Here is a 25,697-nt window from a genome sequence, read left to right as displayed (position 1 = left end):
GCACGTCCAAGGCCTGTCCGGCGCGTCAGGCGAGCGGCAGCAGCTCGGGTCTCTTGGCCGTCCGGCCGTCGCCCGACGAGCGGCCGCGCAGCCGGCGCACGATCCAGGGGCCGAGGAAACCGGCCGCCCAGCTCAGTTCGGCCGCCGCCGCGCGCAGACCGGTCGGCGTCGCCGCGGGAGGCAGCGGCCGGGTCCAGGCGTCGTCGCTGCCGGGCAGCTCCAGGGCGTGGGCCAGCGCGGCGGCGATCCGGTCGTGCCCGAGGGGCGCGGCGTGGAGCCGGTCGTCCGTCCAGAGCCGGGGGTCCGTGGTGACCGGCTGACGCGCGGTCTCGGCGACCACGACGCCGTGCCGCCCGGCCGCCGCGCGGATGTGGTCGTTGAGGTCGTGCACCCGGGGCGCCAGCGGCCTGGCGAGCGGGGCGATCCGGCCGATGTCGGGGAACGTCACGGTGGCCACGTCCGCGCCCGCGGACCGGAGCGCGGCGAACATCTCCTCCAGCTGCCCGGCGACCTCCGCCGCGTCGAACCGAGGCCGCAGCAGATCGTTGACGCCCGCGACCACGGTGGCCAGATCGGGGCGCAGCGCCAGGGCGGGCCCGAGCTGCTCGGCGCGCACCTGCCCGGCCAGCCGGCCGCGTACCGCCAGATTCGCGTACCGGACTCCGGGCGCGACCGCGTCCAGGCGTTCCGCGAGGCGGTCGGCGAACCCCCGCAGACCGACGACGTCGTCCCCGTCGCCGAGCCCTTCCGACTGGCTGTCGCCCAGCGCCACATAGCGCCGGTACATCTCGCTGGACCGGGGCATCGACCCGCCGCCTTCCCCTCCGGTTCTCACCTGTCGGCGACGATACACGCGAAGGCGAGTATTCGCATTGTTGACTATGAGGTCACTCGGGCGGCTCAACGGTCACGCGGCTCAACGGTTACGGTGTTCCGGTCCGAAGATCCTTCCGGGAGGAACGGCGTGACCATGTCCGACGAGCCGCACGTGCTCCTGCGCACCGAGGGGTGCGCGGGCTTCGTCACCCTCAACCGGCCGCGGGCGATCAACGCCCTCACCCACGCCATGGTGCGGCGCATCGACGAGGCGCTGACCCGGTGGGAGGACGATCCGGCCGTCGAGACCGTCGTCATCGAGGGGGCGGGCGAACGCGGGCTCTGCGCGGGCGGCGACATCCGCGCGATCCACGCCGACGCCCGCGCCGGAGGCACGGCGTCGGCGGACTTCTGGCGCGACGAGTACCGGCTCAACGCCCGCATCGCCCGGTACCGCAAGCCGTACGTCGCGCTCATGGACGGGATCGTGATGGGCGGCGGCGTCGGGGTCTCCGCCCACGGTTCCGTACGCGTGGTCACCGAACGCTCCCGGGTGGCGATGCCCGAGACCGGCATCGGCTTCGTGCCCGACGTCGGCGGCACGTACCTGCTGGGCCGCGCGCCCGGCGAACTGGGCGCCCACCTGGCGCTCACGGGCACGCCCGTCGGTGCGGCGGACGCCCTGCTCGTGGGCCTCGCGGACCACTTCGTACCGTCCGAGGACCTGCCGGCGCTCGCCGCCGAGCTGACCCGCACGCCCGCTCGGGAGGCGGTGGCCGCGTTCGCGCGGACCGCGCCGCCCGGGGTGCTGGAGGAACGGCGCGCCTGGCTCGACTCCTGCTACGCGGCCGACACCGTGGAGGCCGTCGTGGAGCGGCTGTTCGAGGCCGGCACGCCCGAGGCGAAGGAGACCGCCACCACACTCCTCGCGAAGTCGCCGACGGCGCTGAAGACCACGCTGGCCGCGATCCGCCGCGCGCGCCGGGCGGACTCCCTGGAGACCGTCCTGAACATGGAGTTCCGGCTCTCCTGCGCGGCGCTGGCCTCGGCCGACCTGGTGGAGGGCATCCGCGCGCAGGTCGTCGACAAGGACCGCGAGCCGCGCTGGTCGCCGGCCACGCTCGCCGAGGTCACGGACGAGGACGTCGCCCGGTACTTCGCCGCCCCGCCGGGCGGCGACCTGGGGCTCTCGGCCCCGGCCTGACTCCGGGGAACGCGCCGCCGGCCCTCCCGTGGGGAGGGCGGGAGGGACGGCGCGGCCCCGCCTCCGCGCAGACCGCAGGGCGGGGCCGATGGCTCCTCGCATCTCGGGGGGCTGCCAGGCGCCGTGATCAGGATGGCACCCGTCGCCCGGCCGCAACAGACTCGTGCAGAAACGAGTCATCGGCATATGCGGGCACGCGAGTGGGCGCGGGCCGCGCGACGGCTCACACCTCCGCGACCAGCGCGTACCGCTCGTCGTCCACGGGACCGCCCCACAGCTCCGGCTCGCCGCCCAACGGCTCGATCCGCAGCGAGGACACCAGCGGCCGTACCGCGGCGGACAGTTCCGCGGCGCCCACCCCGCCGTTCCACGGCAGCGCCGCCGCCCCCGCCACGTACGGCACGCCCTTCTCGCCGGACTCCCGCCACCGGCCCTCCACCAGCACCAGCCGCCCGCCCGGCCGCAGCCGCGCCACCCACTCCCGCAGCGCCGCCGCAGGATCGGGCAGCGTCCACACCAGGTGCCGGCACAGGACGATGTCGAAGCGCTCCGCCTGCGTCGGCGGCCGTGTCGCGTCGCCGACCAGGAAGCGGGCCGGCAGTCCGGCGTCCCGCAGCTTCGTCCGGGCCTGTTCCACCATGCGCGGCGCGAGGTCGACGCCGGTGACCCGGTGGCCGGCGCCGGCCAGGAGCAGGGACAGCGATCCGGTGCCGCAGCCCACGTCCAGGACGTCGAGCCCGCCTCCGTCCCCCTCCGCCCCCACCCATGCGGACAGACGGGCGGCCCACGCCGCCCTGGTCGGTCCGGCCCGCAGGCCGTGGTCGGGTTCCTCGTCGAAGGCCGCCGCGGCGGCGTCCCAGTAGGCGCTGATCTCAGCGGTGCGCTCGTTCATCCTCCCGATACTGCCGACCGCCACTGACAACGTCCTTCCGCGGTCGGCGGGTCACCGGAACGCCGCCGCGTTCCTGGCCGCCCAGTCCGCGAACGGGCGCGGGGCCCGGCCCAGTACCCGCTCGACGTCGGGGCTGATCCGCTGCTCCGCCGGGGTCGGCGCACCGAGGATGTCCAGCGTCGTCTCGACGACCGGCTCCGGCATGAAGCGGACCATCTCCGCATGCGCCTCGTCCCGGGTCTGCGCCACGAAGCGGATCGGCTCGCCGAGCGCGTCGGCGAGGTCGGCGGCCCGCTCCCTCGGGGTGCTGAGCACCGGTCCGGTCAGTTCGTACACGCGGCCGGCATGGCCGTCCTCGCGCAGGACGGCCGCGCCGACCTCGGCGATGTCCTCCGGGTCGATCACGGGCAGACCGGTGTCCGCGAACGGCGCGGCGAGCTCCCGCCGGGCGCGTACGGACTCGGCCCAGGCGAGGGAGTTGGAGGCGAACCCGCCGGGCCGCAGGATCGTCCACTCCAGCCCCGACTCCCGCACCGCGTCCTCGAACCGGAGGCCGATCTCGCCGTGCGAGGCCGAACCGGGCCGGGTCGCGACCCCCTGCGAGGACAGCAGGACGATCCGGCCGGCCCCTCCCGCCTTCGCCGCGTCGACGAGGTCCCGCGGATCGAGGAGGTGCGCGCTCGCCCCGCCGTTCTGCAGGAACACCGCGTCCGCGCCGTCGAACAGCGGGCGGAGCCCGTCGGCGTCCGCGAGGTCCGCCGGCACGTGCCGTACGCCGTCCGGGACGTCGGCCGCCGAGACGCCGCGCGAGGTGGCGGTGACCCGCTCCCCGGCGGAGGCGAGGATCCGTACCAGTGCGCGCCCCACGTTGCCCGTTGCACCCGTCACCACAAACACAAGGAACTCCCAAGGAAACAAGCGGGTTTGACCCCGCATCGGCAATGCCCGGACGCTAACAGCGGGCGCATAGTAGGTACCTAGGGGATAGTGACCCACCGAGAGGGAAGTGCCTGATGGCGGAAGTGAGTTGGAAGCAGCGGGCGGACAGGGATCCGGAGCTCGCCTGCCCGGTCAGCCCGGTCGTCGACATCGTGTTCAGCCGGTGGACGACGCCGATCCTGTGGACCCTCCACGCCCACGGCCGGCTGCGCTTCGTCGAGCTGGAGCGGCAAATCGCCCGGATCACGCCCAAGGTGCTCACCCAACGGCTCCGGCAGCTGGAGCGGGACGGTCTCGTCGTGCGCACGTACCACCCCGAGGTCCCGCCCCGCGTCGAGTACGAGATCAGCGAGCTCGGCCGCAGTCTCGCCCCGCTCTTCGCGCATCTCGCCGAATGGGCCGCGGGCCATCTCGACCGTGTGGAGGAGGCCCGCGAGGCCTACGACGCGGCCGGTGGACCCCGCTGAACGCGGCCCGGGAGTTCGTTCTTACTCGGGGGTAGGCTCGCGCACATCCCTTGTTGTACGGTCCGTCTAACAAGCCGGTGGCCGGGAGCGTGGGCGTCGCTCCCGGCCGCCCGGCCACGCCCTGCGTACGCACGCACAAGACAGCGAGCAGAGACGTCGAGCCGAGGAGCCGCAGCATGGCCAGCAGCATCGTCCGCCCGGAGACCGCGGACCGGGACGGCCGACCCCACGAGGACCGCGAGGACTGCGAGGAGCACGCCGTCGCGCGCCGCCTGCTCGCGTCCGCCGCGATCCTGTCGTACGACCCGGCCACCGAGGTCGACTGGGACACCCCGCTCGACAAGGACTTCCACGGCGCGAGCCCCGAGTGGTGCTCGCTCTACGGCACCGCGTACTGGAACGAGATGACCGAGGAGCAGCGCAAGGAGCTGACCCGGCAGGAGGCCGCCTCGGTCGCCAGCACCGGCATCTGGTTCGAGATGATCCTGCAGCAGATGGTGCTGCGCGACATCTACGCGAAGGACCCCACCGACGCCACGTTCCAGTGGGCCCTCACGGAGATAGCCGAGGAGTGCCGGCACTCCATCATGTTCGCCCGCGGCGCCGCCAAGCTGGGCGCCCCCGCCTACCGGCCGCCTCGTTACGTCCTCGAACTCGGCCGCGCCTTCAAGACGCTGGCCTTCGGCGAGGCCGCGTACGCCGCCATCCTCGTCGCCGAGGAGGTCCTCGACGTGATGCAGCGGGACTGGATGCGCGACGAACGCGTGGTGCCCTTCGTACGCACCATCAACAACATCCACGTGGTCGAGGAGTCGCGGCACATGAAGTACGCCCGCGACGAGACGCGCAAGCGACTCGCCGGCGCCGGCCGCGTACGCCGCCAGATCCAGGCCTTCGTCGTCGCCGTCGCGTCCTAGTTCATCGTCACCAGCATGGTGAACAAGAAGGTCTACGCGAACGCCGGGCTCGACACCGAGCGAGCCCTCGCCGAGGCCCGCGCCAACCAGCACCACAAGTCGATGATGCGGTCCAGCTGTTCGGGGCTGATGGACTTCCTCGCCTCCTGCCGCCTGCTGACCCGGCCCGCGCTGGCGTTCTACAAGCGCGCCCACCTCATCTGACCCGCCGCCCCCAGAGCCGATCCGAGCGACGCCATGACCTACGCCATCACCCAGACCTGCTGCAACGACGCCACCTGCATCGCCGTCTGTCCGGTCAACTGCATCCACCCCACGCCGGAGGAGCGGGCCTTCGGCAGCACGGACATGCTGCACATCGACCCCAAGGCCTGCATCGACTGCGGCGCCTGTGCCGACGCCTGCCCCGTCGACGCGATCTTCCCGGTCGACTCCCTCATCGGCCCGCGCAAGGAGTACGCGGCGATCAACGCGGCGTACTACGAGGACGCCGGGATCGAGACCGAGATCGAGACCGAGACCGAGACCGCTCCGGAGCCCGCCGGGCACGGCCCCAACTTCCACGCCTGGGGCGAGCCGTCCTTCCCCCGCGTACTGCCCTCCGACTTCGCGCCGCTCAGGGTCGCCGTCGTCGGTACCGGCCCGGCCGGCATGTACGCGGCCCAGGACCTGCTCCTGCACACCGACGCCGAGGTCACCCTCGTCGACCGGCTGCCGGTCGCCGGCGGCCTGGTCCGCTACGGCGTCGCCCCCGACCACCCCGCCACCAAGAAGGTCGGCGAGACCTTCTCCCGTTTCCACGACCACCCGCGCGTGCGCATGTACCTCGGCCTGAACGTCGGCGACGACATCACCGCCGAAGAGCTCGCCGCCCACCACGACGCCGTCGTCTACGCCGTCGGCGCGTCCGCCGACCGCCGCCTCGGCGTCCCCGGCGAGGACCTGACCGGCAGCCTCTCCGCCACCGCCTTCGTGGCCTGGTACAACGCGCACCCCGAGGTCGCCCCCGACGCCGTCGACCTGTCCGCCGAGCGGGTCGTCGTGGTCGGCAACGGCAACGTCGCCCTCGACGTCGCCCGCATCCTGCTCGCCGACCCCGACACCCTGGCCCGTACCGACATCGCCGACCACGCGCTGGTCGCGCTGCGCGCCGGCACGGTCCGCGAGGTCGTCCTGCTCGGCCGGCGCGGCCCCGAGGACGCCGCGTACACCGTGCCCGAACTGCTCGCGCTCAAGCACCTGCCCGGCGTCGACCTCGTCGTCGACGACCACGACCCCCGGACCGGTACGGCCGTCGACGCCGCCGCGCCCAAGGGCAAGGCCGCGGTCCTGCGCGACGTCGCCCGGGAGAGCGTCGACTGGACCCGCCCGCCCGCGGAGGGCCGCCGCCGGATCGTGCTGCGCTTCCACAGCACCCCGGTCGAGGTGCTCGGGGACGACCGGGTCCGCGCCGTGCGCACCGAGAACGCGGCCGGCGTCCGGGACATCGAGGCCGGGCTGCTCCTGCGCGCCGTCGGTTACCGGGGCGAGCCCGTCGCCGGTCTGCCGTTCGACGAGGTCACCGGGACCGTCCCGCACGACGGCGGGCGCGTCGCCGGCCGGCCGGGCACCTATGTCGTCGGCTGGATCAAGCGCGGCCCCTCCGGCGGTATCGGCGCCAACCGCACCTGCGCCGCCGAGACCGTCGGCACCCTGCTCGCGGACGCCGTCGCCGGCGCGCTCACCACCCCCTCGCCGGCCCGCGACGCCAAGGCCTTCCACCGCCTGGTCCGCAGGCGCGCCGACCACCTCGTCGACGCCCGCGGCCTCAGTGCCATCGAACGCGCCGAGACCGCCCGCGGCGCCGCCGACGGCCGCCCCCGCGTCAAACTCGCCACCGTCGGCGACCTGGTGGCCGCCTCCAAACGCCGCAGCCGCTGGAGCCTCGCCCGCTGAGCCGGCCTGCCCCCGCCGGCCGTACCCCCGTACACCGAACGGTGTACGGGGGTACGCGCATCAGGTACGCGCGAGTGACAGCGCAGGGACGACGACTCCGGAGCCCCGGTCTTTCTACCGTCCTCCTCATCGACCCGACGACCGACGAGGAGACACGACAACATGACGACGATCCGGGACGTCCGCCGACCGGACCTGACGCGGCGGGCCACGGTGGCCGCACTCGCCGTGGCGAGCGCGTCCATCGCCGCGGCCGACGTGCTCACCCCGCAGTACAGCCCGGTGAGCGAGGTGGTCAGCCGGTACGTGAACGGCTCGGCCGGCTGGCTCGTCACCCTGGCCCTGATCGCCATCGGCACGGCGTCGGTGGCGCTCACGGTACGGCTCGGACGCGTACCCGGCCGGTCGGCGGCCCGCCGTACGGGGCGGGCGGCACTGGCCGTCTGGTCCTGCGGGGTGCTCGTGGCCGCGGTCTTCCCCGCCGACCCGCCAGGACGCTGGAGTCGCCCCTCGGTCTCGGAGATGGTGCACGGCACGGCGGCCTGGCCGGCGTTCGTGGCGCTGCCGGTGGCGGCGCTGCTCCTCACCGGTCCGATGGCCGCCCGATGGCCGTCGGGACGCGCGGCATTGCGCGCGGCCACGGCCGCTTCCGTCCTGACCACGCTCGCGCTCGCCGTGTGCCTGGTGGACGTCATGGACGGCCCGTCCCTGAGCCTCGGCTCGGCGCCGACCCTGGTCGGCCTCGTCGAACGCCTCGCGCTCGCAGCCGACTTGGCGTGGCTGGCCCTGGCCGCGACCGCCCTACCGGCTCGGTCCCGTGACGGCCGGCACGCCCATGGATGATGAGCCCATGACCACAGACCCGCCCGTCCTCGCGCGCCGCCTCGGCGACGCCCTGCCCGTCGACGTGGCCCTGGCCGGGGTGACCGCCGTCGGCGTCCTCGCCGGCACCGCGCTCCTGGGCGGCCGGCTCGACCAGGCGGGTGTGGTTCCCCTTGCCCTGCAGCTCGGACTGGTGCTGTTCCTCCGCGGCCGGTGGCCCGTGGTCACGCTGCTGCTCAGCGTCCAGGCCGTGATCGTCTTCCGCAGCGCCGGTCTGACGGACGTCGGCTGGGTGTGGCCCGCCACCGTCGCCTACGTCGCCCTGGCCGTCGACGACCGGCCCGGACGGCCGGGTCTGCCGTGGGCGATCGGGATCGGCGCGGTCGAGCTGGGATTCGCCGCGAGCTGGGAGTTCGCGGCGGGGGAGGACGCGCGTACGGTGCTCGGCACGGTCGGTGCGGAGACGCTGTGGCTGGCCGCGGTCCTCGCCGCCGCGGCCGCCGCCCGCAACGCGCGCCGCTGGCGCGCCGAACTCGCCGCGAGCATGCGCCGCGCCGAGCGGGAGCGGGAACGGGAGGCGGGACGCCGCATCACTGAGGCACGCCTGCAGATCGCCCGCGAACTGCACGACGTCGTCGCCCACACGCTCACCGTCGTCGGGGTGCAACTGCGCGTCGCGGGGGAGGCGTTGGAGGACTCCACCGAAGAGGCCCGTGACGCCCTCACGATCGCGCAACAGGTGCGGACGCAGGCGGTGCAGGACCTGCGCTCCCTCGTCGAGCTCCTGCGCGACCCCTCCGAAGGGACGGAGGACGCGGACTCGGGCCTCGCCCCGCGGACCGGGCTCGACGGGCTGCCCGACCTGCTCGAACGGACGCGGGCGAGCGGACTGGAGATACGGCTCGAGACGACCGGGGACATCCGGTCCCTGCCCGCCCCGGTCGAACTGGCCGCGTACCGGGTGGTGCAGGAGTCGCTGACCAACACGGTCCGGCACGCCCGCGCCCGCCGTGCCACCGTGACTCTGCGGCGTACGGACGGGCAGCTGACGGTCGAAGTAGTGGACGACGGTCCCGGAGGCCCGGCCGAATCGATGCCCACGGCCACCCACACGGCGACGCCGGGCCACGGGATCACCGGCATGCGGGAGCGGATCCACGCGCTCGGCGGAAGCCTCACCGCCGGTCCGGAAGAGGAACAGGGAGGTTATGCGGTCCGCGCGACGCTTCCTGTGCCAGTCTTCCCGTCATGACGATCAAGGTCCTACTCGCCGATGACCAGGCCCTGGTGCGCGCGGGCTTCCGCAGCCTGCTCCGCCGCACCCGCGACATCGAGGTCGTCGGCGAGGCGGGCGCCGGCGACGAGGCGATCCGAAGCGCCCGCGCGCTGCGCCCAGACGTCGTGCTCATGGACATCCGCATGCCCGGTACGGACGGTCTCACCGCCACCGAACGCATCGTCTCCGACCCGGAGTCGACCGGCTGCCGGGTCATCGTCCTCACCACCTTCGAGACCGACGCGTACATCTTCGCCGCCCTGCGGGCGGGTGCGAGCGGCTTCCTCACCAAGGAGATCGAGCCGGACGATCTGCGCCAGGCGGTCAGGGCCGTCGCCGCCGGGGACGCGCTCCTCTCGCCGAGCGTGACCCGACGGGTCATCGAGCAGTTCAGCCACCGCCCCGTCCAGCCCACCGACACCGGGGAGAGGCTCGGCGTGCTCACCGACCGGGAGCGCGAGGTGGTCCACCTGATCGCCACGGGCCTGTCCAACGAGCAGATCGCCGACCGCCTCGTCATCAGCCCGCTCACCGCCAAGACACACGTCACTCGGGCCATCGCCAAGCTCGGGGTCCGCGACCGTGTCCAACTGGTCATCCTGGCCTACGAGACGGGTCTCGTCCGAACGGGCCGAATCGAAGCCGCCGATGCGGGGATCGGCGTCGACGGGCAGGAGGCGGGGGCGTGACGGAGCAGGAGCGGGAACGGCGCGTCCGAGGGGCACGGGCCAGGGCCCAGGCCATCGGCGGCGGCGTCCGAAAGGGCGACGTGGCGGCGGTCGTCCGCCGGGTCTTCGCCGTGCAGGCGCAGGACGCAGTCGCCGCCCAGCTCGGGATCCGGGCGCGCGGCCGCGGCATCGGCGAAGAGGCGATCCGCGCCGCGTACGAGGACGAGCGGAGCATCGTCCGCGGCTGGTTCATGCGCGGCACCCTGCACACCGTCCCCGCCGCCGACCTGCGCTGGCTGCTGCGGCTGCTCGCCCCGCGTCTGCTGAGCGCCGGCGAACGGCGGTACCGCGAACTCGGCCTCGCCGCGGACCTGCGCGAACGCGCCGACACGGCCCTGCGGCGCGCCGTGACCGACCATGGGCCGCTCACCCGGGCGGAGTTGACGGAGCGTCTGGCGCCGCTCGGCGTCGAGCCCGTCGGACAGGCGGCGTTCCACCTGATCCGCCATGCCGCCCTGCGCGGGATCCTCGTCCACGGGCCCGAGCGGGCCGGCGAGGCCACCTTCGTACTGCTCGACGACTGGCTGCCGGTCAGGGGGGAGGGGCCAGGCCTGGAGACCGCCGCCGTGGAGCTCGCCCGCCGCTATCTGCGCGCCTACGGGCCCGCCGACGTCCAGGACTTCGCCGGCTGGTCGGGGCTCCCGCTCGGCCAGGCCCGCAACGCGTGGCGCACGCTCGGGGAGTCGACCGCCGCGTACGAGGGACTCTCGGTGCTCGCCGGCCAGCAGGACGACGACCAGGACGTCGACGGCCCGGACGTGCGCCTCCTCCCCGCCTACGACAACTACCTCACCGGCTACCGCAGTCGTGCCCTCTCCGTGCCCGCCGCCCATGAGCGCGCCGTGTGGCCCGGCGGCGGCGTTCTGCGTCCGACCGTGCTCGTCGACGGCCTCGTCGCCGGAACCTGGACGCGGCGGGTCACGCCAACGACGGCCGAAGTGCACGTCGACCTCTTCGCCCCGCTTCCCGTGGCCGAACGTGCCGCCCTCGACGCGGAGATCGCGGACGTTCGCCGGTTCCTGCGGGCGGAGTAGCGCCCGACCTGCGGGACAACGGCCTTTCGCGCCAAGGCCCTTGCGCACCTCGCGTCCGCGTCTCTACTCTCCCCGGCAATGGTTAGGAAAGTTTCCTGACCTCCACGCGCCCCACTCTTCCGAACCCCCATGAAGGAGTTGTGATGCGACGTCACGGGACAGGACTCCTGGCCCTCGCGGGCCTCCTCGCCCTCCCGCTCACCGCCCTCCCGCTCCAGGCGAACGCGGCGGCGGACACCCTGGTCTCGTCCGGCCGGCCCGCCACCGCCTCCTCCGTCGAGGGCAGCGGATTCGGCGCGGCCCTCGCCTTCGACGCCGACGCGGCGACCCGGTGGGCCAGCGCGGAGGGGGCCGACCCGCAGTGGGTCCGCGTCGACCTCGGCTCGAACCACACGATCTCCCGCGTGAAGCTCAACTGGGAGGCCGCGTACGGCAAGGCGTACCGGATCCAGACCTCCGCCGACGGCTCCACCTGGACCGACGTCCACGCCACCACCACCGGCGACGGCGCCACCGACGACCTCGCCGTCTCCGGCACCGGCCGCTACGTCCGCATGTACGGCACCACCCGCGGCACCCCGTACGGCTACTCCCTCTGGGAGTTCGAGGTCTACGGCAGCCCCACCGGCACCGGAGGCGGCGGCCCGGCCGTCCCGTTCGGCAGCCACACCCAGCCGTACGCCGCCGGCATGCTCCGGCCCTCCGGTTCCCCGGCCATGCTCGACCAGAAGGTCGTCTCGTACTACAACAGCTGGAAGTCCGCCTTCGTCCGGCAGAACTGCGGCAACGGCTGGTACCAGGTGATCTCCCCGGACGCCGACCACCCCTACGTCGCCGAGGCCCAGGGGTACGGCATGGTCGTCACCGCGACCATGGCCGGCGCCGACCCCAACGCAAAGAAGATCTTCGACGGCCTGGTCAAATGGATGATCGACCACCCCTCCTCGATCAACCCGAACCTGCTCGCCGCCGAACAGGACACCTCCTGCCGCAGCGTCAACGGCGGCGACGGCGCCACCGACGGCGACATGGACGTGGCGTACGGACTGCTGCTCGCCGACCGCCAGTGGGGCAGCGGCGGCACGTACAACTACAAGGACCTGGCGATCAAGCACATCAACGCCATCAAGAAGGACGAGCTGAACCCGTCCACCCGGCTGTTGAAGCTCGGCGACTGGAGCAGCTCCGGCGACCAGTACTACTACATCAGCCGGACCTCCGACTGGATGGTCGACCACTTCCGCGCCTTCCGGAAGGCCACCGGCGACACCACCTGGGACGCCGTCCGCACCGCGCACCAGACCCAGATCGCGAACCTCCAGTCCGCCTACGCCCCCGGCACCGGCCTGCTGCCGGACTTCGTCGTCAACACGAACACCACCCCCAAGCCCGCCCCGGGGCAGGTCCTGGAGGACCCGAACGACGGCAAGTACTGGTGGAACGCCTGCCGCACCCCGTGGCGCATCGGCGACGACGCGGTGACCAGCGGCGACGCCAAGTCCCTCGCGGCGGCGCGCAAGCTCAACAGCTGGATCAGGGGCAAGACCGGCGGCGACCCGAACAAGATCGCCACGGGTTATGCGCTCAACGGCTCGCCGATCTCCTCCGGCAGCGACCCCGCCTTCTTCGCGCCCTTCGCCGTCGCGGCGATGACGGACGCCGGCAGCCAGGGCTGGCTCGACGCGCTCTGGAACAAGATGCTGGCCACTCCGATCCAGACCGACAGCTACTTCGGCGCGAGCATCCAGCTCCAGACGATGATCACGGTCACCGGCAACCACTGGGTCCCGTAGGAGCGACGGAGCGCCCCGGCCCCGCCTCGTCCACCCCCGTGGGACGAGGCGGGGCCTTGCGGTCTCCGGTGACACCGCCCCCGTGGTCTCCGGTCACCCCCGTTCTCTCCGGTCACACCGCCCCGTGCACCGCCACGCCGAGCGCGAGCGCCGCGGCCGACAGCGCCAGGAACCCGAGCGCCCCGCCCAACCGCCGGTCGCCCACCCGCAGATGCGCCCCCACCGCCCCGACGAAGTACAGGACGAGCCCCACCCCGGCGGCGGTCCCCAGCACCGGCACCGCGAACCCGGCCAGCAGCCCCAGCGAACCCGCGCCGAGGCACACGCCGAGCGGCGCCATCCACGACCGGGGCACGCTGAGCCGGTCCGCGATCGCGACGATCGACGGATGCCCGGCGAGGTCGAGGTACGAGCCGTACGCGAGCACGGCGGCGGCGAGGACGGTGACGACGGCGTACACGGCGAACAGCACGGGAACCTCCTGGCGGGATCGAAGGGCGCCGACGGCCGGAAGGCCGCCCGCCGCCCCTCCACCACCCTGCGCGGTCCGCCGTTTGCGGGTCCAATACCCGTATCCATAACCTGACGGCATGGATGTGGACACCCGGCTGCTCCGCTACTTCGCCGCCGTCGCCCAGGAAGGCAGCCTCACCCGCGCCGCCGAACGCCTCTACGTCTCGCAGCCGGCGCTGACCAAACAGATCCGGCACCTCGAAGCACTCCTCGACGTCCGGCTGTTCACCCGCTCCAAGTCCGGCATGGCGCTCACCGAACCCGGCCGCGCCCTCGCCGCCGGCGTCCCCGGCCTGCTCGCCGACTGGGAGCGGATGCGCCGCGAGACGCGGAACGCGGCCGCGCGCGCGGCGCGCGTCCTGCGCGTCGGCTTCCTCGCCAGCGCCGCCAACGAACTCACCCCGCGCATCACCGCCGCCTTCCACGAACGCCGGCCGGACTGGCGGGTCGAGATGCGGCAGGCCCCGTGGTCCGACCCGACCGCCGGACTCGCCGCCGGGGACGTCGACGCGGCGCTGCTCCGGCTGCCTTTCCCCGGACAGGAGCGGATGCGCACCGAGGTCCTGCTGAGCGAGGCCCGGTGGATCGTGCTGCCCGCCGGCCACCGGCTGGCCGACCGCGACGAGATCCCGTTCCGCGAGCTGTGGGACGAACCGTTCGTCGCCGCCCCCGGGGAGACCGGCGCCTGGCAGGAGTACTGGCTGGCCGTGGACGCCCGCGAGGGGCGGCCGGTCCGCATCGGGGCGGTCACCGAGCACCCCGACGACTGGCTGACCGCCATCGCCAACGGCTACGGCATCGCCCTCGCCCCCGAGTCGGCGGCCCGCTTCTACCCACGCCCCGGCGTCGTGTACCGCCCCGTCACCGGCGTCGCGCCCACCAGCGTCGGCGTCGCCTGGCCGCCGGCCGCCGATGCCGATCCCCTCGTCCAGGACTTCGTCGCCTGCTGCCTCGGGCAGCGCCCGGCGCGGTAGCCGCTCACCCCGGCTCGGTAGTAGGCGCTCACCCCGCGTCGGCCGCGTCCCCGCACAGGGCCTTGCCGTGCAGCGCCGACAGGGCTCGGTCGATGGGGTGCGACTCCTCCTCGCCCGGCGCGGCCCAGCGCATGAGGTTGATCGCGACGGACATCTGCCGCTGCCCGTCGTCCCGGGTCAGCGTCATCGTGCCCGCGCCCCACACCGTGCCGCCGTGACCCCAGAAGACACCGCAGCCGGGGACCTGAACCTTCTGCAGCCCCAGGCCGTACTCGATCATCGAGCCGTCCAGGTGATGGACCGGGATCGTCCGCTGCATCTCCTCCAGCGACTGCCGGCCGACGATCCGGCCGTCGAGCAGCAGGGCGTAGAAGCGGTTCAGGTCCTCCATGGTCGACACCAGCCCCGCCCCGGTCGTCACCCAGGACATGTTGTACACGCTGTAGTCCCGCGGCGGGTTCAGCACGCCCCACAGCCCTTCGTACATCCGCGAATGCGGCCCCTCCACGTGTGCGCCGGACGGGAACCCGGTGTGCCGCAGGCCGGCCGCCCGGATGACGTTCCGGGTGATGTACTGCTCCGCCGTGGTGCCGGTCACCCGCTCCAACAGCTGCCCGAGCAGCAGGTAGTTGGTGTTCGAGTACACGCCGACGGAGCCGCCGGGCTCGCCGGTCGGCGGGGCCTGGAGCCCCAGGGCGATCAGCTCGGCCGGACGGAACCGCCGGTAGCGGTTCTCGTCGAGGCTCTCGGCCGACACCTCCGGCAGGGACGGGAAGCCCTGGATCGACGGGAAGGCGTACGGGATGAAGTCGGGCAGCCCACTGGTGTGGTTGAGCAGCATCCGGACCGTGATCCGGCGGCCGCGCTCGCCCGGCACCAGGTCCGGCAGATAGTCGCCGACCGGCGCGTCGAGCCGGATCCGGCCGCGTTCCACCTGCTGCATGACCGCCGCGGCCGTGAAGGTCTTGGTGACGCTGCCGACCCGGTGCCGCATGTCGGGGCGGACGGGCCTGCCGGTCCGCACGTCGGCGACGCCGGACGCCCCGCGCCACACCCGCCCGTGGTCCCGCACCTCGCCGAACACGCCCGGCATGCCGGCCCGGTGGAGTCCGTCCATGGCGGACCGGAGCTCCGCCGTGTCCAGGCCGTCCTCGGCCGCGTGCACGGCTCCGGCGCCGTGCGGCGCGGGAGCCGCCGCCACGGTCCCCACGCACACACTGAGCGCGACCGCGCTTCCGCAGAGCGCCCTTCGGATCCTCATGGTGTCGTCCCTTCGCGATCGAGGAGGGCGAGCGGGGCCGAACCCCAGAGGGCGGCTCTGTTCGCCGTTGACGACATCCATCCTCGGGACGCGGCCCGAACGGATCAGCCGCCGAGCGTCGCGGATCCCGCGCCGATCCCGCGCCGACCGGCGGGCACCACGCCGGACCCGTCCTCAGGCGGGCGGCGGCGGGACTTCGCCCGACGCGGCCACCCGCGCGTACCACCGCGCGCTCGCCTTCGGCGTCCGCTCCAGCGTCTCGTAGTCGACCCTCACCGCCCCGAACCGCTTCGCGTACCCGTACGCCCACTCGAAGTTGTCCAGGAGCGACCACAGGAAGTAGCCCCGCACGTCCGCGCCGTCGGCCATCGCCCGGTGCACGGCCTCCAGATGGCCGCGCACGTAGGCGATCCGCTCCGGATCGTCGACGGAGCCGTCCGGACCGACCTCGTCCTCGTACGCCGCTCCGTTCTCGCTCACCACGAGCGGCAGTCCCGGATACCGGGCGGACACCCGGGTCAGCAGGTCGTACAGGCCGCTCGGGTCCACTCCCCAGCCCATCGCAGTCCGCTCCCCGGGCACCCGGTGGAAGGCCACCGCGTCCGCGCCCGGCCAGGGGGAGTGCTCGCTGTCGCCGTGCCCGTCGTCCTGTGGCTTCGCCTCGCCCTCGGCGACGGCCGAAACCACCGTAGGTGTGTAGTAGTTGACGCCCAGCCAGTCGAGCTGCTGCCCGATGGCCGCCTCGTCCCCGTCCCGTACGAACGACCAGTCCGTCAGGTGCGCCGTGTCGGCGAGCAGCTCCGGCGGGTATCCGCCGTCCAGCATCGGGCCGAGCCAGACTCCGTTGCCGACCGTGTCGATCCGCCGCGCCGCCTCGCGGTCCGCGACGGAGCCGGTCAGCGGGCGTACCTCGTGGAGGTTCAGCGAGACCGCGAGTTCGCCGCCCGACGGCAGCCCCGCACGCAGCGCCTGGACGGCCAGGCCGTGGCCCAGGTTGAGGTGGTGGGCGGCGCGCAGCGCGGCCACCGGGTCGGTGCGGCCCGGCGCGTGGACGCCGGAGCCGTACCCCAGGAAGGCGCTGCACCAGGGCTCGTTGAGCGTCGTCCAGCGCTCGACGCGGTCGCCGAGCGCGCCCGCGAGCAGGGCGGCGTACTCCGCGAAGCGCTCCGCGGTCGCCCGCTCCGGCCAGCCGCCCGCGTCCTCCAGTTCCTGCGGCAGGTCCCAGTGGTACAGCGTGAGCGCGGGCTCGATGCCGGCGGCCAGCAGTTCGTCGACGAGGCGCCGGTAGAAGTCCAGGCCCTTCTGCACGGCCGGCCCCCGGCCGGTCGGCTGGACCCGGGACCAGGAGACGGAGAACCGGTAGGCGCTGAGGCCGAGTTCGGACATCAGTCGGACGTCGTCCCGGTACCGGTGGTAGTGGTCCACGGCGACATCGCCGGTGTGGCCCTCGAAGACCTTGCCGGGGGTGTGCGAGAACGTGTCCCAGATCGACGGCGTACGCCCGTCGGCACGGGCCGCGCCCTCGATCTGGTACGCGGCGGTGGCGGCGCCCCACAGGAAGCCGGGCGGGAAGGACAGGGACCGGGCGGTGGCCGTGAGCGGCCGGGTCTCGGACGCGGTCATGGAAGAGCGCTCCCAACGCAGGAGAGATGTTCGAAAGGAGAAGGTTCGAAGGCAGGAGGTTCGCGACGAAGAGGGGGTGTCAGTTCTTCACGGCTCCGGCCGTGATGCCGCCGACGATGTGCTTGCCGAGCACGGCGAACACCAGCAGCAGCGGCAGCGTGGAGATCAGCGCGCCGGTGAGCACGATGGCCTGGTCGACGCTGTGGTTCCCGGAGCCGAGGCCGGCCAGCGCCACCTGAAGGGTCGGGTTCCCGTCCGGCGTCAGCGCGATGAACGGCCAGAAGAAATCGTTCCAGGCCTGCACGAACACCAGCATCCCCAGCACGGCCATGGCCGGCCGGGCCACCGGGAACACCACGTGCCAGACGACGCGCAGACTGTGCGCCCCGTCCACCCGGGCCGCCTCCACCAGCTCGACGGGCAGCGCCTCGACGAGGAACTGGCGCATGAAGAACACGCCGAACGCGGCGACCAGCGACGGCAGCACCACCGCCTGGAGCTGGTCCACCCAGCCGAGGTCCGTGATGATCTGGTACAGCGGGATGACGCTGAGCTGCGGCGGAACCGTCATCGTAGCGACCACGAGGGCGAGCAGCGCGTTCCGGCCCCGGAACGGCAGCTTGGCGAAGGCGAAGCCGGCGAGCGTGGAGAACAGCACCGTGGACAGGGCGACGAGACCCGCGACCACCGTGGTGTTCACCAGCGCCTCGCCCATGTCGACCTGGTTCCAGGCGAACGACAGGTTGTCGAACAGCCGCGGGCCCGGCAGCAGCGGCGCCGGGGCCTCCACCACGCGTTCGCCGGTGTGCGAGGCGGCGACGAGGTTCCAGTACAGCGGGAAGAGCGAGACCAGCGCCGCCACGCCGAGGAGCACGTACGCGAGCGGCCCGGCGTGGTGCTGGCGGCCGGCGCCGCGGCGGCGAGGGGGTGCGGCCGGAATGTCCGACCGTGGAGCCGACTGGGACTTCGTCTCTGTCTGCGTCTGCGTCTGCGTCATGCGCGGACCCCCGGATTCTTGCGCTGCGTACGGGCGACGAGGGCCTGGACCGCTCCGATCAGCAGCAGGAGCAGCAGCATGACCCATGCGACGGCCGACGCCTGGCCCAGCGCGCCGGTGATCCAGCCCTTCTCGTACATCAGCAGGCTCAGCGTCTGGTACTGGTTGCCGCTGCCGCCGCTGATGCCGACGCTCCCGCCGTACAGCATCGGCTCGCCGAACAGCTGGGTCGCGCCGATGGTGGAGACGACGATCGTGAACAGGATGGTCGGCCGGATCGACGGGATCGTGACGCTGACGAACTGCCGCCGGCGGGAGGCCCCGTCGAGCGCCGCCGCCTCGTACAGATCGCGCGGCACGGCCTGCATGGCGGCCAGGTAGATCAGCGCGTTGTAGCCGGTCCAGCGCCAGATGACGATCGTCGAGATGGCGATCTGCGCCGGCCACTTCGACGCCTCCCAGTCGACCGATCCGACGCCCGCCCACCCCAGGAAGGTGTTGATCAACCCGTAGTCGGGGTTGAAGAGCTGGGCGAAGACCAGGGTCGCCGCCGCGATCGAGGTGGCGTAGGGGGCCAGCACGGCCACGCGGAAGAACGCGCGGCCACGCAGGCGGTAGTTGAGCAGATGGGCCAGGCCCAGCGCCATGAGGAGCTGGGGCACGGTCGAGATGACCCCGATGGTGAAGGTGTTGCCCAGCGCGTTCCAGAAGAACTCGCTGCCCGCGAGGTCCGTGTAGTTCTCCAGTCCCTTCCAGGCGGCCTCGCCGCCGAGCTCCACCCGGTGCAGGGAGAGCCAGCCCGTGTAGATCAGCGGGAAGAGCCCGAACGCGGCGAACGTGAGGAAGAAGGGAGCGACGAAGGCGTACGGGGTCGCCTTCAGGTCCCAGCGGTAGAGCCGGCTGTGCCGGACGGCCGGCCGGCTGCGCCGGACGGCCGCAGTCGCGCTCACTGGTCGATCTTGTCGTCGACGAGCTTCCTGACGTTCTCCCAGGCCTTCGCCGGCTCCGTGCCGCGCTGCTCGATGTCCAGGATGCCGTTGTCGGTGAGGAAGGTCTTCACCTGGCCGTCCCAGCGGCTGATCGGCGCGGGCCTGATGCCGGCCGCGGCGGCCGAGTAGATCTGACCGACGGGGGTGTCGCCGAAGTACGGCAGCTTCGCGCCCTGCACGGCCGGGGAGGTGAGCGTGTCCTTGGTCGACGGGATGTTGCCGTTCACGCCGAAGACCTTCGCGTGCTGCGCGGGCGCGGTCAGCCAGGCGGCCAGCTCGGCGGCCTCCTTGACGTGCTTGCCGGACTTGGGGACGCCGAGGAACGAACCGCCCCAGTTGCCGGCCACAGGCGGCGCGGCGATGTCCCACCTGCCCTGGTTGTCCGGGCCGGCCTGGTCCTTGATGATGCCGGTCATCCAGCTGGGGCAGGCGACGGTGGCGAACCGCGAGTTCTTGAAGCCGGCGTTCCAGGTGCCCTTCTCGTCGAACTGGCGCAGTTTCGCGGTCATTCCGCCCTGCGCCGCGGCGACGGCGGTGTCCCAGGCCTGCTTCACGCCGGGGCTGTTCTCCCAGTCGAGCGTGCCGCTCGCGTCGGCGTACTGGACGGGGCTGCTGGAGAGCACCGCGTTGAACAGGCCGCTCGCGGAGTCGTGGAAGGCGGTCCCGGCCGGGGCGTTCTTCGCGTACGTACGGCCCGCCTCCAGGAACCTGCCCCAGTCGCCGGCCCAGAGCTTGGCCACCTCGGCGCGGTCGGTGGGCAGCTCGGCCTTGGCGAAGAGGTCCTTGTTGTAGCAGATCGCCATGGGGCCGATGTCGGTGCCGAGGCCGATGACCCTGCCGTCCGCGGTGGTGGCCTGCTTGACCTTCCAGTCGAGGTACGCGCCCAGGTCCGCGCCGCCGGTCTTGCTCAGGTCGGCCCATTTGCCGGCGAGCGCGGGGCCGGTGGCCTCGGCGATGTAGCCGACCTCGAGGGCCTGGATGTCGGCGAGGCCGCTGTTGCGGGAGAGCCGCAGCTTGAGGGTGTCCCAGTACTTCTGGCCGTCGGCCACGTTCGACTCGACGATCTTGATGTTCGGGTGCAGCCGCTCGTACTCGGCGTAGAGCTTGGCGCCGGTCTTGTCGTCGTAGCCGAAGGAGCCGAAGGTGCCGATCCGCAGGGTGATCCTGCCGTCGGCGCCCGCGTTGTCGCCGTCGTCGCTGCTGCCGCAGCCGGAGAGCAGGGCGGTTCCGGCGGCGAGCGCGGCGAGCGCGGCTGTCGTGCGGGTGACGGTGGTGCCAGTAGTGGTGCGGGTGGTGGTGCGTTCGGTCGTGCGGAACGGTCTGCGGCCGGTGCCGGATGTGCGCATGGCGCTCTCCTCGTTCAGTGAGGTGTGCGGGTGGGGCCGGGGTGCGCCGATGAAGATGGGAGCGCTCCCACGGCGTTGCCCGGAAGCGTCCTGCGCACCCGGCGCGGGTGTCAAGAGGCGTGCACTGATTCGGTTCGCGCCGTGCCTCGGGTAAGGTGACTACGGCATGGGAGCGCTCCCATGCGATTGTCGGCCTCTATGGTTTGCTGACCGGCGCGGAGCGCCACGCAGGACGAGGGGAGTACGAGCCTTGAGCGGACGGCAGAGCGGCAGGCCCACCCTGGAAGAGGTCGCGGCCCGGGCCGGGGTCGGCCGGGGCACCGTGTCCCGGGTCATCAACGGCTCGCCGCGGGTCAGCGAACAGGCCAAGGCGGCCGTCGACCGCGCCATCGCCGAGCTCGGCTACGTCCCCAACCAGGCCGCCCGCGCCCTCGCCGGCAGCCGCACCGACGCGATCGCGCTGGTGATCCCCGAGACGGAGGCCAGGCTCTTCGCCGAGCCGTACTTCCTGGACCTCATCCGCGGCGTGAGCGCCGAACTGGCCGAGGCCGACAAGCAGCTGCTGCTCACCCTGGTCCGCTCCGAGCAGGAGCGACGCCGCTTCGAGCAGTACGTGGCGGCCCAGCGCGTCGACGGCGTGCTGCTCGCGTCCGTGCACGCCGACGACCCGCTGCCCGAGCTCGTCCGCGAACTGGGCCTGCCCGTCGTGCTCAACGGCCGGCGCACGGAGGACGAACCGGTCCCGTACGTCGACTCCGACAACGCCGGCGCGGGCCGCGCCGCCGTCGACCACCTCGCGGCCCGGGGCCGTCGCGCCATCGCCACGATCACCGGCCCCCTCGACATGTACGTCGCCCGCGCGCGCCTCGACGGCTACCGCGCGGGCCTCGCCGCGGCCGACCTCGACGCCGACGAGGCGCTGATCGCCACCGGCGACTTCACCGAGGAGGGCGGCATCCGCGCCATGCGCGAACTCCTCGCCCGCCGCCCCGGCCTGGACGCCGTCTTCGCCGCCTCGGACGTGATGGCCGCCGGCGCGCGCGCCGCCCTCCGCGAGGCCGGCCGCAGCGTCCCCGACGACGTCGCCCTGGTCGGCGTCGACGACTCCACGGTCGCCCGGCTGATGGACCCCCCGCTCACCAGCGTCCGCCAGCCGATCGAGGAGATGGGCCGCACGATGGCCCGCATGCTCCTGCAGGAACTGGCCGAGTCCGCGGCGGACCGGCGGGCCCGCGTCCTGCCGACCGAGCTGACGATCCGCGCCTCGACCTGATCCTCGGCCTGATCCTCGGCCTGAGAGGCCTCTCCGTGATCGCGGCCCGGGGGCGACTCCGGACAGCGGGGCGACTCCGGAAGGCGGAGCGGCGGCCGCCGCCGTACGATCACGCGCGGAAGGCCGTGCAGGCCGGGACCCGGAGGTTCGTGTGGACCAACTGCCCGTGGCGGACGTCGAGCAGCTGCTCGCCGTCGTCGCCGACTGTCATTCCGCGCGCACGCTGCCGGAGCTCGGCGGGCTGCTCACCGAGTCCCTCGCCGCCTGGCTGGGCTTCCGGAGCGTGGCCGTGCTCACCGGGGACACCCGGCCGCGACTCTTCCAGGACTCCACCGCGCAGGCGTCCGGGATCGTCGCGCCGGCCATGGAGGCCTACCGCGAGCGCTTCCACCGTCTCGACCCGATCGCGATAGCGGCCGCCGAGGCGGTGCTGCGCGGCGACCCGGCGCCGCCGCTGACCCTGCTGGACGCCGCCCACCTCGTGGACGGGGACCGGCGCCCCTTCGTGGACGACTTCCTCCGCCCTCACGGCATCGGCGCGGTCATGGCGAAGTCGTGGTCGTCGTCGGAGCCCGGCCCGCAGCTGGGGATCGCCTTCTTCGACCCGTACGAGCAGGCCTTCGGTCCCCGCGAGGTCGCCCTGCTCGGGCTCCTCGGCCCGGCGATCGCCCGCATCGCGGCGGGCCTGCAGGACGCCCGCCCGCCGTGGGCGAACCTGCTCACACCCCGCGAGACCGAGGCGGTCGCGCTGCTGGCGGAAGGGCTCAAGGACGAGCAGATCGCCCGCCGCATGGTGGTCGACATCGGCACCGTGAAGAAGCACCTGGCCGCCGCCCGCCGCAAGTCCGGGTGTCCGAACCGGGCCGCCCTCGCCCGCGCCTGGGCGCCCTGAGCCCTCCTGCGCCGGCCCGGCCCCCCGTGCCGGACCGACGGAAGAGGAATACCCGGCTCCCCCTCGGGCTGGACTCAGCATGGACCAGGACGGCGTCCGGGACCATGGGCCGAAAGAGGAAGAAAGGAAGCGCTTGCCCGCGGCCCGAGCAGCACGTCCGCGGCACGGCGCGTGCCGCGCCCTCGTCAACGGAACTCGTGCACGACCTCGATCGTCCCGACGATGTGGGCGTTGAACAGGTCGAGCTCCTCGGCCGGTACCCAGAGCTCCAGAATCGTCCGCCCGCCGGCCTGCTGGACGGGGTAGCGCTTCAGGAACTCCGACTCCACGTCGAACCGCGTGACGTAGCCGACCCCGCTGTGCTTGACGTTCCAGTCCCGGGCGATGCGGATCGCGTAGTCCTCGTTGAGCACCGGATAGAAGATCGGCTGCTCCGGCAACCGGGGCGGCCAGGCACGCCAGTCGGACCGGCACACCAACTCCAGCTCCTCGGGCCCGGTGGGTCGCCACAGAGTCGTCGTCGGGGTCGTGGTGCGGCTGGACATGGTGCATCGCTCTCCGAACGGGGCGGCCGCGGTTCGCGGCTGCCGGGACGAGGGACGATACCGCCGGGCCCGCGGCCGGCCGACACGATTTCCGTGCGTCCCGGCAACCGCCCGGTGGGCGCCGGAAATTCGAGCGCGTGACCCGGCCGGACCGTGGCACGCTGTCCCGTTCGCACGGTCCCGTACGCACCCGGGTCACGGGTTCCGTTCGCACCCGAGTCACGGGTTCCGTCCCTTCCGTCCCACCAGTCGTCGCAGGAGCGTCCGATGAGCACCCCTTCCCGTCTCGTCCCCTTGCTGGAGCAGTTCGACTTCGCGTACGAGCGCCTCCTCGCGCGGCTGGCCGGCCCGCACATGGACAGCGGCAACGGCACGCCGGTCGAGGTGCCGCCGATGACCGACGAGGAGTACCTGTGGGAGCCCGTCCCCGGCTGCTGGTCGGTGCGCCGCCGCACGGACGGCCCGGGGGCGCGGGCCACGCTCCTGATCGGTGCGGGCGAGTGGGGCCGCGACTCGGCCGCGCCCCCGCACCCGGTCCCGCCGCCGTTCACCACGATCGCCTGGCGGCTGAGCCACCTCAGCGAACTCCTTACCCTGCGCGCGGACCACACCGCCGGCACGCGCGCCCGCACCCGCGACGACTACCGCACGAGCGGCGACGCGGCCGGCGCGGTCGCCGAGTTCACGGCCGGCGCGACGGCCTGGCGCAAGGCCCTGTCCGGCCTGGACGACACCGCCCTCGACACCGTCGGCTACTGCACGTACCCCCACGGCAGCGACCCCGAGGACCCGTTCGTCGACATCGTCTGGTGGGTCAACCAGGAACTTCTGCACCACGCCGCCGAGATAGCCCTCCTCCGCGACCTGTACCGCTACCGCGAGACGCGCCGTTGATCTGAGCCGGAGTCATCTCGGAGGTACCGGCAGGTAGATCTTCGGGCTCGGGAATGCACACAATGTGTGGGAAGTGTGCCGATGCCCGGAGCGATCTTGCGCGCTGCGGACCGGCGCACGTCGCCATTCCGTACCCGAGTCGTCTCTGGAGCCAGCGTGACGCCTGACCTTCCCACCCCGCAGCCGGACGCGGTCGACGCCCTCCGCGCGGGCAAGCCCTTCTCCGGCATACCCGCGCTGGAAGGGGAACTGCGCTTCGACAAGGCCGCCCTGGACGCGGCGTCCCACGACTTCGGCGGCCTCGTCCACAGACGGCCGGCCGCGGTCCTGAGACCCGGCTCGCCCGAGGACGTCGCCATCGCGGTCCGTCACTGCCGGGAGCACGGGCTGAAGGTCGCCGGGCGGGGCCAGGGGCACTCCACCTACGGGCAGGCGCAGGTGCGGTCCGGACTCGTCGTCGAGCTCGGCGCCCTCAACACGATCGAGGTCCACGAGGACACCGCCACCGCCACCGTCGGCAGCGGGGTCGTGTGGAGCGACCTGCTCCGAGCCACCCTGGCCCACGGCCTCACCCCGCCCGCCTTCACCGACTACCTGGAGCTGTCCGTCGGCGGCACCCTCTCGGCCGGCGGCCTGGGAGGTCAGATCGGCCGCCACGGAACGCAGGTCGACAACGTGGTCGAACTCCAGGTCGTCACCGGCGAGGGCGAGCTCACGACCTGCTCGCCCAGCGTGCGCCCCGACCTCTTCCGCGCCGTCCTCGGCGGACTCGGCCAGTGCGGGATCATCACCCGCGCCACCATCTCCCTGGTCCCCGCCCCCCGCTTCGTACGCCACCACGTCCTGACGTTCCCGACCGTCGAGGCGATCACCACGCAGCAGACGAAGCTGATCGAGGAAGGCCGCTTCGACTACCTCGTCGGTCAGGCCCTGCCGGGCCCCGACGGCTGGACCTACATGATCGAGGCGGGGACGTACGACGGCGTCGCGGCCGACGACGAGCGGCTCACCGGCGACCTGGGCCACGCCTCGGCAGACGTCCAGGACGTGCCCTACTTCGACTTCGTCAACCGGCTCGCCCCGTCGGTGGAGGCGCTCAAGGCCATGGGCGAATGGCAGCGGCCCCACCCCTGGTACGACAGCTTCCTGCCCGCGTCCGCCGTGAACGCCGTCGTCGAGGAGACCCTCGCCGGCCTCAAGGGCAACGCGATCGGCGCGACCGCGGTCATCCTGCTGTACCCCGTCCCGACCGCCAAGTGCACGACCCCGCTCCCGGTCATGCCGGACGAGGAGCTGGTGTACCTCTTCTCACTCCTCAAGACGGCATCCGCCGGGGCGGATTCCGCCGAGGAGATGGTGGCCGCGAACCGCGTTCAGTACGACGTCACCCGCGCCGCGGGCGGCTGCTGGTACCCGATCGGCTCGGTGCCGCTGACCAAGGACGAATGGGCGAGCCACTTCGGCGCCTTCTGGACCGAGTTCGAGGCCGCCCGCCACCGCTACGACCCCGACGGCATCCTCACGCCCGGTCAGCGCATCTTCTGACCGCCGACTGCCCGACCGCGGC

General features: G+C 73.0%; 23 protein-coding genes and 1 pseudogene. 14 read left to right on the top strand and 10 right to left on the bottom strand.

What is annotated here, in order from left to right; translation table 11 throughout:
• Positions 1 to 25: 25 nt before the first annotated feature.
• Entirely contained in the window at positions 26 to 805 is a 780-nt protein-coding gene (locus ACGFMM_RS31740; protein WP_393649926.1) for an SGNH/GDSL hydrolase family protein, read from the bottom strand.
• A 165-nt stretch (positions 806 to 970) separates the two neighbouring features.
• On the opposite strand from ACGFMM_RS31740, the gene ACGFMM_RS31735 reads away from it, so the two are divergent.
• On the top strand, positions 971 to 2,020 hold the full coding sequence (locus ACGFMM_RS31735; protein ID WP_393649925.1) for an enoyl-CoA hydratase/isomerase family protein: 1,050 nt from the start codon (positions 971 to 973) through the stop codon (positions 2,018 to 2,020).
• A 223-nt stretch (positions 2,021 to 2,243) separates the two neighbouring features.
• On the opposite strand, the gene ACGFMM_RS31730 is transcribed toward ACGFMM_RS31735, so the two are convergent.
• Positions 2,244 to 2,912 (bottom strand): class I SAM-dependent methyltransferase, encoded by a 669-nt coding sequence (locus ACGFMM_RS31730; RefSeq protein WP_393649924.1) that lies wholly within the window; start codon positions 2,910 to 2,912, stop codon positions 2,244 to 2,246.
• Positions 2,913 to 2,963: 51 nt separating this feature from the next.
• Positions 2,964 to 3,809 (bottom strand): NAD(P)H-binding protein, encoded by an 846-nt coding sequence (locus ACGFMM_RS31725; protein WP_393649923.1) that lies wholly within the window; start codon positions 3,807 to 3,809, stop codon positions 2,964 to 2,966.
• A 116-nt stretch (positions 3,810 to 3,925) separates the two neighbouring features.
• On the opposite strand from ACGFMM_RS31725, the gene ACGFMM_RS31720 reads away from it, so the two are divergent.
• The 8 genes and pseudogenes from ACGFMM_RS31720 (at position 3,926) to ACGFMM_RS31685 (ending at position 12,823) form a co-directional block, all read left to right on the top strand.
• Entirely contained in the window at positions 3,926 to 4,318 is a 393-nt protein-coding gene (locus ACGFMM_RS31720) for a winged helix-turn-helix transcriptional regulator (protein WP_393649922.1), read from the top strand.
• 176 nt (positions 4,319 to 4,494) lie between these two features.
• Positions 4,495 to 5,439: pseudogene (locus tag ACGFMM_RS31715) on the top strand (diiron oxygenase).
• 33 nt (positions 5,440 to 5,472) lie between these two features.
• Complete coding sequence (locus ACGFMM_RS31710; protein ID WP_393649921.1) at positions 5,473 to 7,170, top strand: FAD-dependent oxidoreductase; 1,698 nt, start codon at positions 5,473 to 5,475, stop codon at positions 7,168 to 7,170.
• Positions 7,171 to 7,332: 162 nt separating this feature from the next.
• Positions 7,333 to 8,013, top strand: coding sequence for a DUF998 domain-containing protein (locus tag ACGFMM_RS31705; RefSeq protein ID WP_393649920.1), 681 nt, complete (start codon positions 7,333 to 7,335; stop codon positions 8,011 to 8,013).
• A gap of 7 nt (positions 8,014 to 8,020) precedes the next feature.
• Positions 8,021 to 9,244, top strand: coding sequence for a sensor histidine kinase (locus tag ACGFMM_RS31700; protein WP_393649919.1), 1,224 nt, complete (start codon positions 8,021 to 8,023; stop codon positions 9,242 to 9,244).
• The gene (locus tag ACGFMM_RS31695; protein WP_393649918.1) at positions 9,241 to 9,957 is read left to right on the top strand and encodes a response regulator; all 717 of its coding nucleotides are present in this window, start codon (positions 9,241 to 9,243) and stop codon (positions 9,955 to 9,957) included. The genes ACGFMM_RS31700 and ACGFMM_RS31695 overlap by 4 nt, the downstream gene beginning before the upstream one ends.
• Complete coding sequence (locus ACGFMM_RS31690) at positions 9,954 to 11,030, top strand: winged helix DNA-binding domain-containing protein (RefSeq protein ID WP_393649917.1); 1,077 nt, start codon at positions 9,954 to 9,956, stop codon at positions 11,028 to 11,030. Before ACGFMM_RS31695 ends, ACGFMM_RS31690 begins: the two co-directional genes overlap by 4 nt.
• Positions 11,031 to 11,173: 143 nt before the next feature.
• Positions 11,174 to 12,823, top strand: coding sequence for a glycosyl hydrolase family 8 (locus tag ACGFMM_RS31685; RefSeq protein ID WP_393649916.1), 1,650 nt, complete (start codon positions 11,174 to 11,176; stop codon positions 12,821 to 12,823).
• 112 nt (positions 12,824 to 12,935) lie between these two features.
• On the opposite strand, the gene ACGFMM_RS31680 is transcribed toward ACGFMM_RS31685, so the two are convergent.
• Entirely contained in the window at positions 12,936 to 13,295 is a 360-nt protein-coding gene (locus tag ACGFMM_RS31680) for a DoxX family protein (protein ID WP_393649915.1), read from the bottom strand.
• Positions 13,296 to 13,413: 118 nt separating this feature from the next.
• Here ACGFMM_RS31680 and ACGFMM_RS31675 point away from each other — a divergent pair, with 118 nt between their 5' ends.
• Positions 13,414 to 14,310 carry a LysR family transcriptional regulator gene (locus ACGFMM_RS31675; RefSeq protein WP_393649914.1) on the top strand — a complete coding sequence of 299 codons (897 nt, stop codon included), beginning with the start codon at positions 13,414 to 13,416 and terminating at the stop codon, positions 14,308 to 14,310.
• A 28-nt stretch (positions 14,311 to 14,338) separates the two neighbouring features.
• On the opposite strand, the gene ACGFMM_RS31670 is transcribed toward ACGFMM_RS31675, so the two are convergent.
• The 5 genes from ACGFMM_RS31670 to ACGFMM_RS31650 all read right to left on the bottom strand — a co-directional run bounded on the left by ACGFMM_RS31670 (position 14,339) and on the right by ACGFMM_RS31650 (position 20,526).
• Positions 14,339 to 15,571, bottom strand: coding sequence for a serine hydrolase domain-containing protein (locus ACGFMM_RS31670; RefSeq protein WP_393649913.1), 1,233 nt, complete (start codon positions 15,569 to 15,571; stop codon positions 14,339 to 14,341).
• A gap of 174 nt (positions 15,572 to 15,745) precedes the next feature.
• Complete coding sequence (locus ACGFMM_RS31665; protein WP_393649912.1) at positions 15,746 to 17,194, bottom strand: GH1 family beta-glucosidase; 1,449 nt, start codon at positions 17,192 to 17,194, stop codon at positions 15,746 to 15,748.
• Between the two features lie 79 nt (positions 17,195 to 17,273).
• Positions 17,274 to 18,191, bottom strand: a complete 918-nt coding sequence (locus ACGFMM_RS31660; protein WP_393649911.1) for a carbohydrate ABC transporter permease — start codon at positions 18,189 to 18,191, stop codon at positions 17,274 to 17,276.
• Positions 18,188 to 19,141, bottom strand: coding sequence for a carbohydrate ABC transporter permease (locus ACGFMM_RS31655; RefSeq protein ID WP_393649910.1), 954 nt, complete (start codon positions 19,139 to 19,141; stop codon positions 18,188 to 18,190). Before ACGFMM_RS31655 ends, ACGFMM_RS31660 begins: the two co-directional genes overlap by 4 nt.
• Positions 19,138 to 20,526 carry an ABC transporter substrate-binding protein gene (locus tag ACGFMM_RS31650; protein WP_393649909.1) on the bottom strand — a complete coding sequence of 463 codons (1,389 nt, stop codon included), beginning with the start codon at positions 20,524 to 20,526 and terminating at the stop codon, positions 19,138 to 19,140. Before ACGFMM_RS31650 ends, ACGFMM_RS31655 begins: the two co-directional genes overlap by 4 nt.
• A gap of 250 nt (positions 20,527 to 20,776) precedes the next feature.
• On the opposite strand from ACGFMM_RS31650, the gene ACGFMM_RS31645 reads away from it, so the two are divergent.
• Entirely contained in the window at positions 20,777 to 21,799 is a 1,023-nt protein-coding gene (locus ACGFMM_RS31645; RefSeq protein WP_393649908.1) for a LacI family DNA-binding transcriptional regulator, read from the top strand.
• 151 nt (positions 21,800 to 21,950) lie between these two features.
• On the top strand, positions 21,951 to 22,691 hold the full coding sequence (locus tag ACGFMM_RS31640) for a response regulator transcription factor (protein ID WP_393649907.1): 741 nt from the start codon (positions 21,951 to 21,953) through the stop codon (positions 22,689 to 22,691).
• Positions 22,692 to 22,876: 185 nt separating this feature from the next.
• Here the strand turns inward: ACGFMM_RS31640 and ACGFMM_RS31635 are convergent, their stop codons facing one another.
• Entirely contained in the window at positions 22,877 to 23,236 is a 360-nt protein-coding gene (locus ACGFMM_RS31635) for a hypothetical protein (protein ID WP_393649906.1), read from the bottom strand.
• A gap of 267 nt (positions 23,237 to 23,503) precedes the next feature.
• Here ACGFMM_RS31635 and ACGFMM_RS31630 point away from each other — a divergent pair, with 267 nt between their 5' ends.
• Complete coding sequence (locus ACGFMM_RS31630; protein WP_393649905.1) at positions 23,504 to 24,130, top strand: DinB family protein; 627 nt, start codon at positions 23,504 to 23,506, stop codon at positions 24,128 to 24,130.
• Between the two features lie 156 nt (positions 24,131 to 24,286).
• A complete protein-coding gene (locus ACGFMM_RS31625) occupies positions 24,287 to 25,675 on the top strand; it encodes an FAD-binding protein (RefSeq protein ID WP_393649904.1) in 1,389 nt (462 codons plus the stop codon).
• The last annotated feature ends 22 nt before the right edge of the window (positions 25,676 to 25,697 follow it).

Source organism: Streptomyces sp. NPDC048604, from assembly GCF_043199435.1.
Lineage (GTDB): Bacteria > Actinomycetota > Actinomycetes > Streptomycetales > Streptomycetaceae > Streptomyces.
This window is presented reverse-complemented; position numbering and strand designations above follow the sequence as displayed.

Coding starts and splice junctions, on each gene's coding strand:
- ACGFMM_RS31740 (WP_393649926.1), bottom strand. CDS start 805: ATGCCCCGGTCCAGCGAGATGTACCGGCGCTATGTGGCGCTGGGCGAC.
- ACGFMM_RS31735 (WP_393649925.1), top strand. CDS start 971: ATGTCCGACGAGCCGCACGTGCTCCTGCGCACCGAGGGGTGCGCGGGC.
- ACGFMM_RS31730 (WP_393649924.1), bottom strand. CDS start 2,912: ATGAACGAGCGCACCGCTGAGATCAGCGCCTACTGGGACGCCGCCGCG.
- ACGFMM_RS31720 (WP_393649922.1), top strand. CDS start 3,926: ATGGCGGAAGTGAGTTGGAAGCAGCGGGCGGACAGGGATCCGGAGCTC.
- ACGFMM_RS31710 (WP_393649921.1), top strand. CDS start 5,473: ATGACCTACGCCATCACCCAGACCTGCTGCAACGACGCCACCTGCATC.
- ACGFMM_RS31705 (WP_393649920.1), top strand. CDS start 7,333: ATGACGACGATCCGGGACGTCCGCCGACCGGACCTGACGCGGCGGGCC.
- ACGFMM_RS31700 (WP_393649919.1), top strand. CDS start 8,021: ATGACCACAGACCCGCCCGTCCTCGCGCGCCGCCTCGGCGACGCCCTG.
- ACGFMM_RS31695 (WP_393649918.1), top strand. CDS start 9,241: ATGACGATCAAGGTCCTACTCGCCGATGACCAGGCCCTGGTGCGCGCG.
- ACGFMM_RS31685 (WP_393649916.1), top strand. CDS start 11,174: ATGCGACGTCACGGGACAGGACTCCTGGCCCTCGCGGGCCTCCTCGCC.
- ACGFMM_RS31675 (WP_393649914.1), top strand. CDS start 13,414: ATGGATGTGGACACCCGGCTGCTCCGCTACTTCGCCGCCGTCGCCCAG.
- ACGFMM_RS31670 (WP_393649913.1), bottom strand. CDS start 15,571: ATGAGGATCCGAAGGGCGCTCTGCGGAAGCGCGGTCGCGCTCAGTGTG.
- ACGFMM_RS31665 (WP_393649912.1), bottom strand. CDS start 17,194: ATGACCGCGTCCGAGACCCGGCCGCTCACGGCCACCGCCCGGTCCCTG.
- ACGFMM_RS31660 (WP_393649911.1), bottom strand. CDS start 18,191: ATGACGCAGACGCAGACGCAGACAGAGACGAAGTCCCAGTCGGCTCCA.
- ACGFMM_RS31650 (WP_393649909.1), bottom strand. CDS start 20,526: ATGCGCACATCCGGCACCGGCCGCAGACCGTTCCGCACGACCGAACGC.
- ACGFMM_RS31635 (WP_393649906.1), bottom strand. CDS start 23,236: ATGTCCAGCCGCACCACGACCCCGACGACGACTCTGTGGCGACCCACC.
- ACGFMM_RS31630 (WP_393649905.1), top strand. CDS start 23,504: ATGAGCACCCCTTCCCGTCTCGTCCCCTTGCTGGAGCAGTTCGACTTC.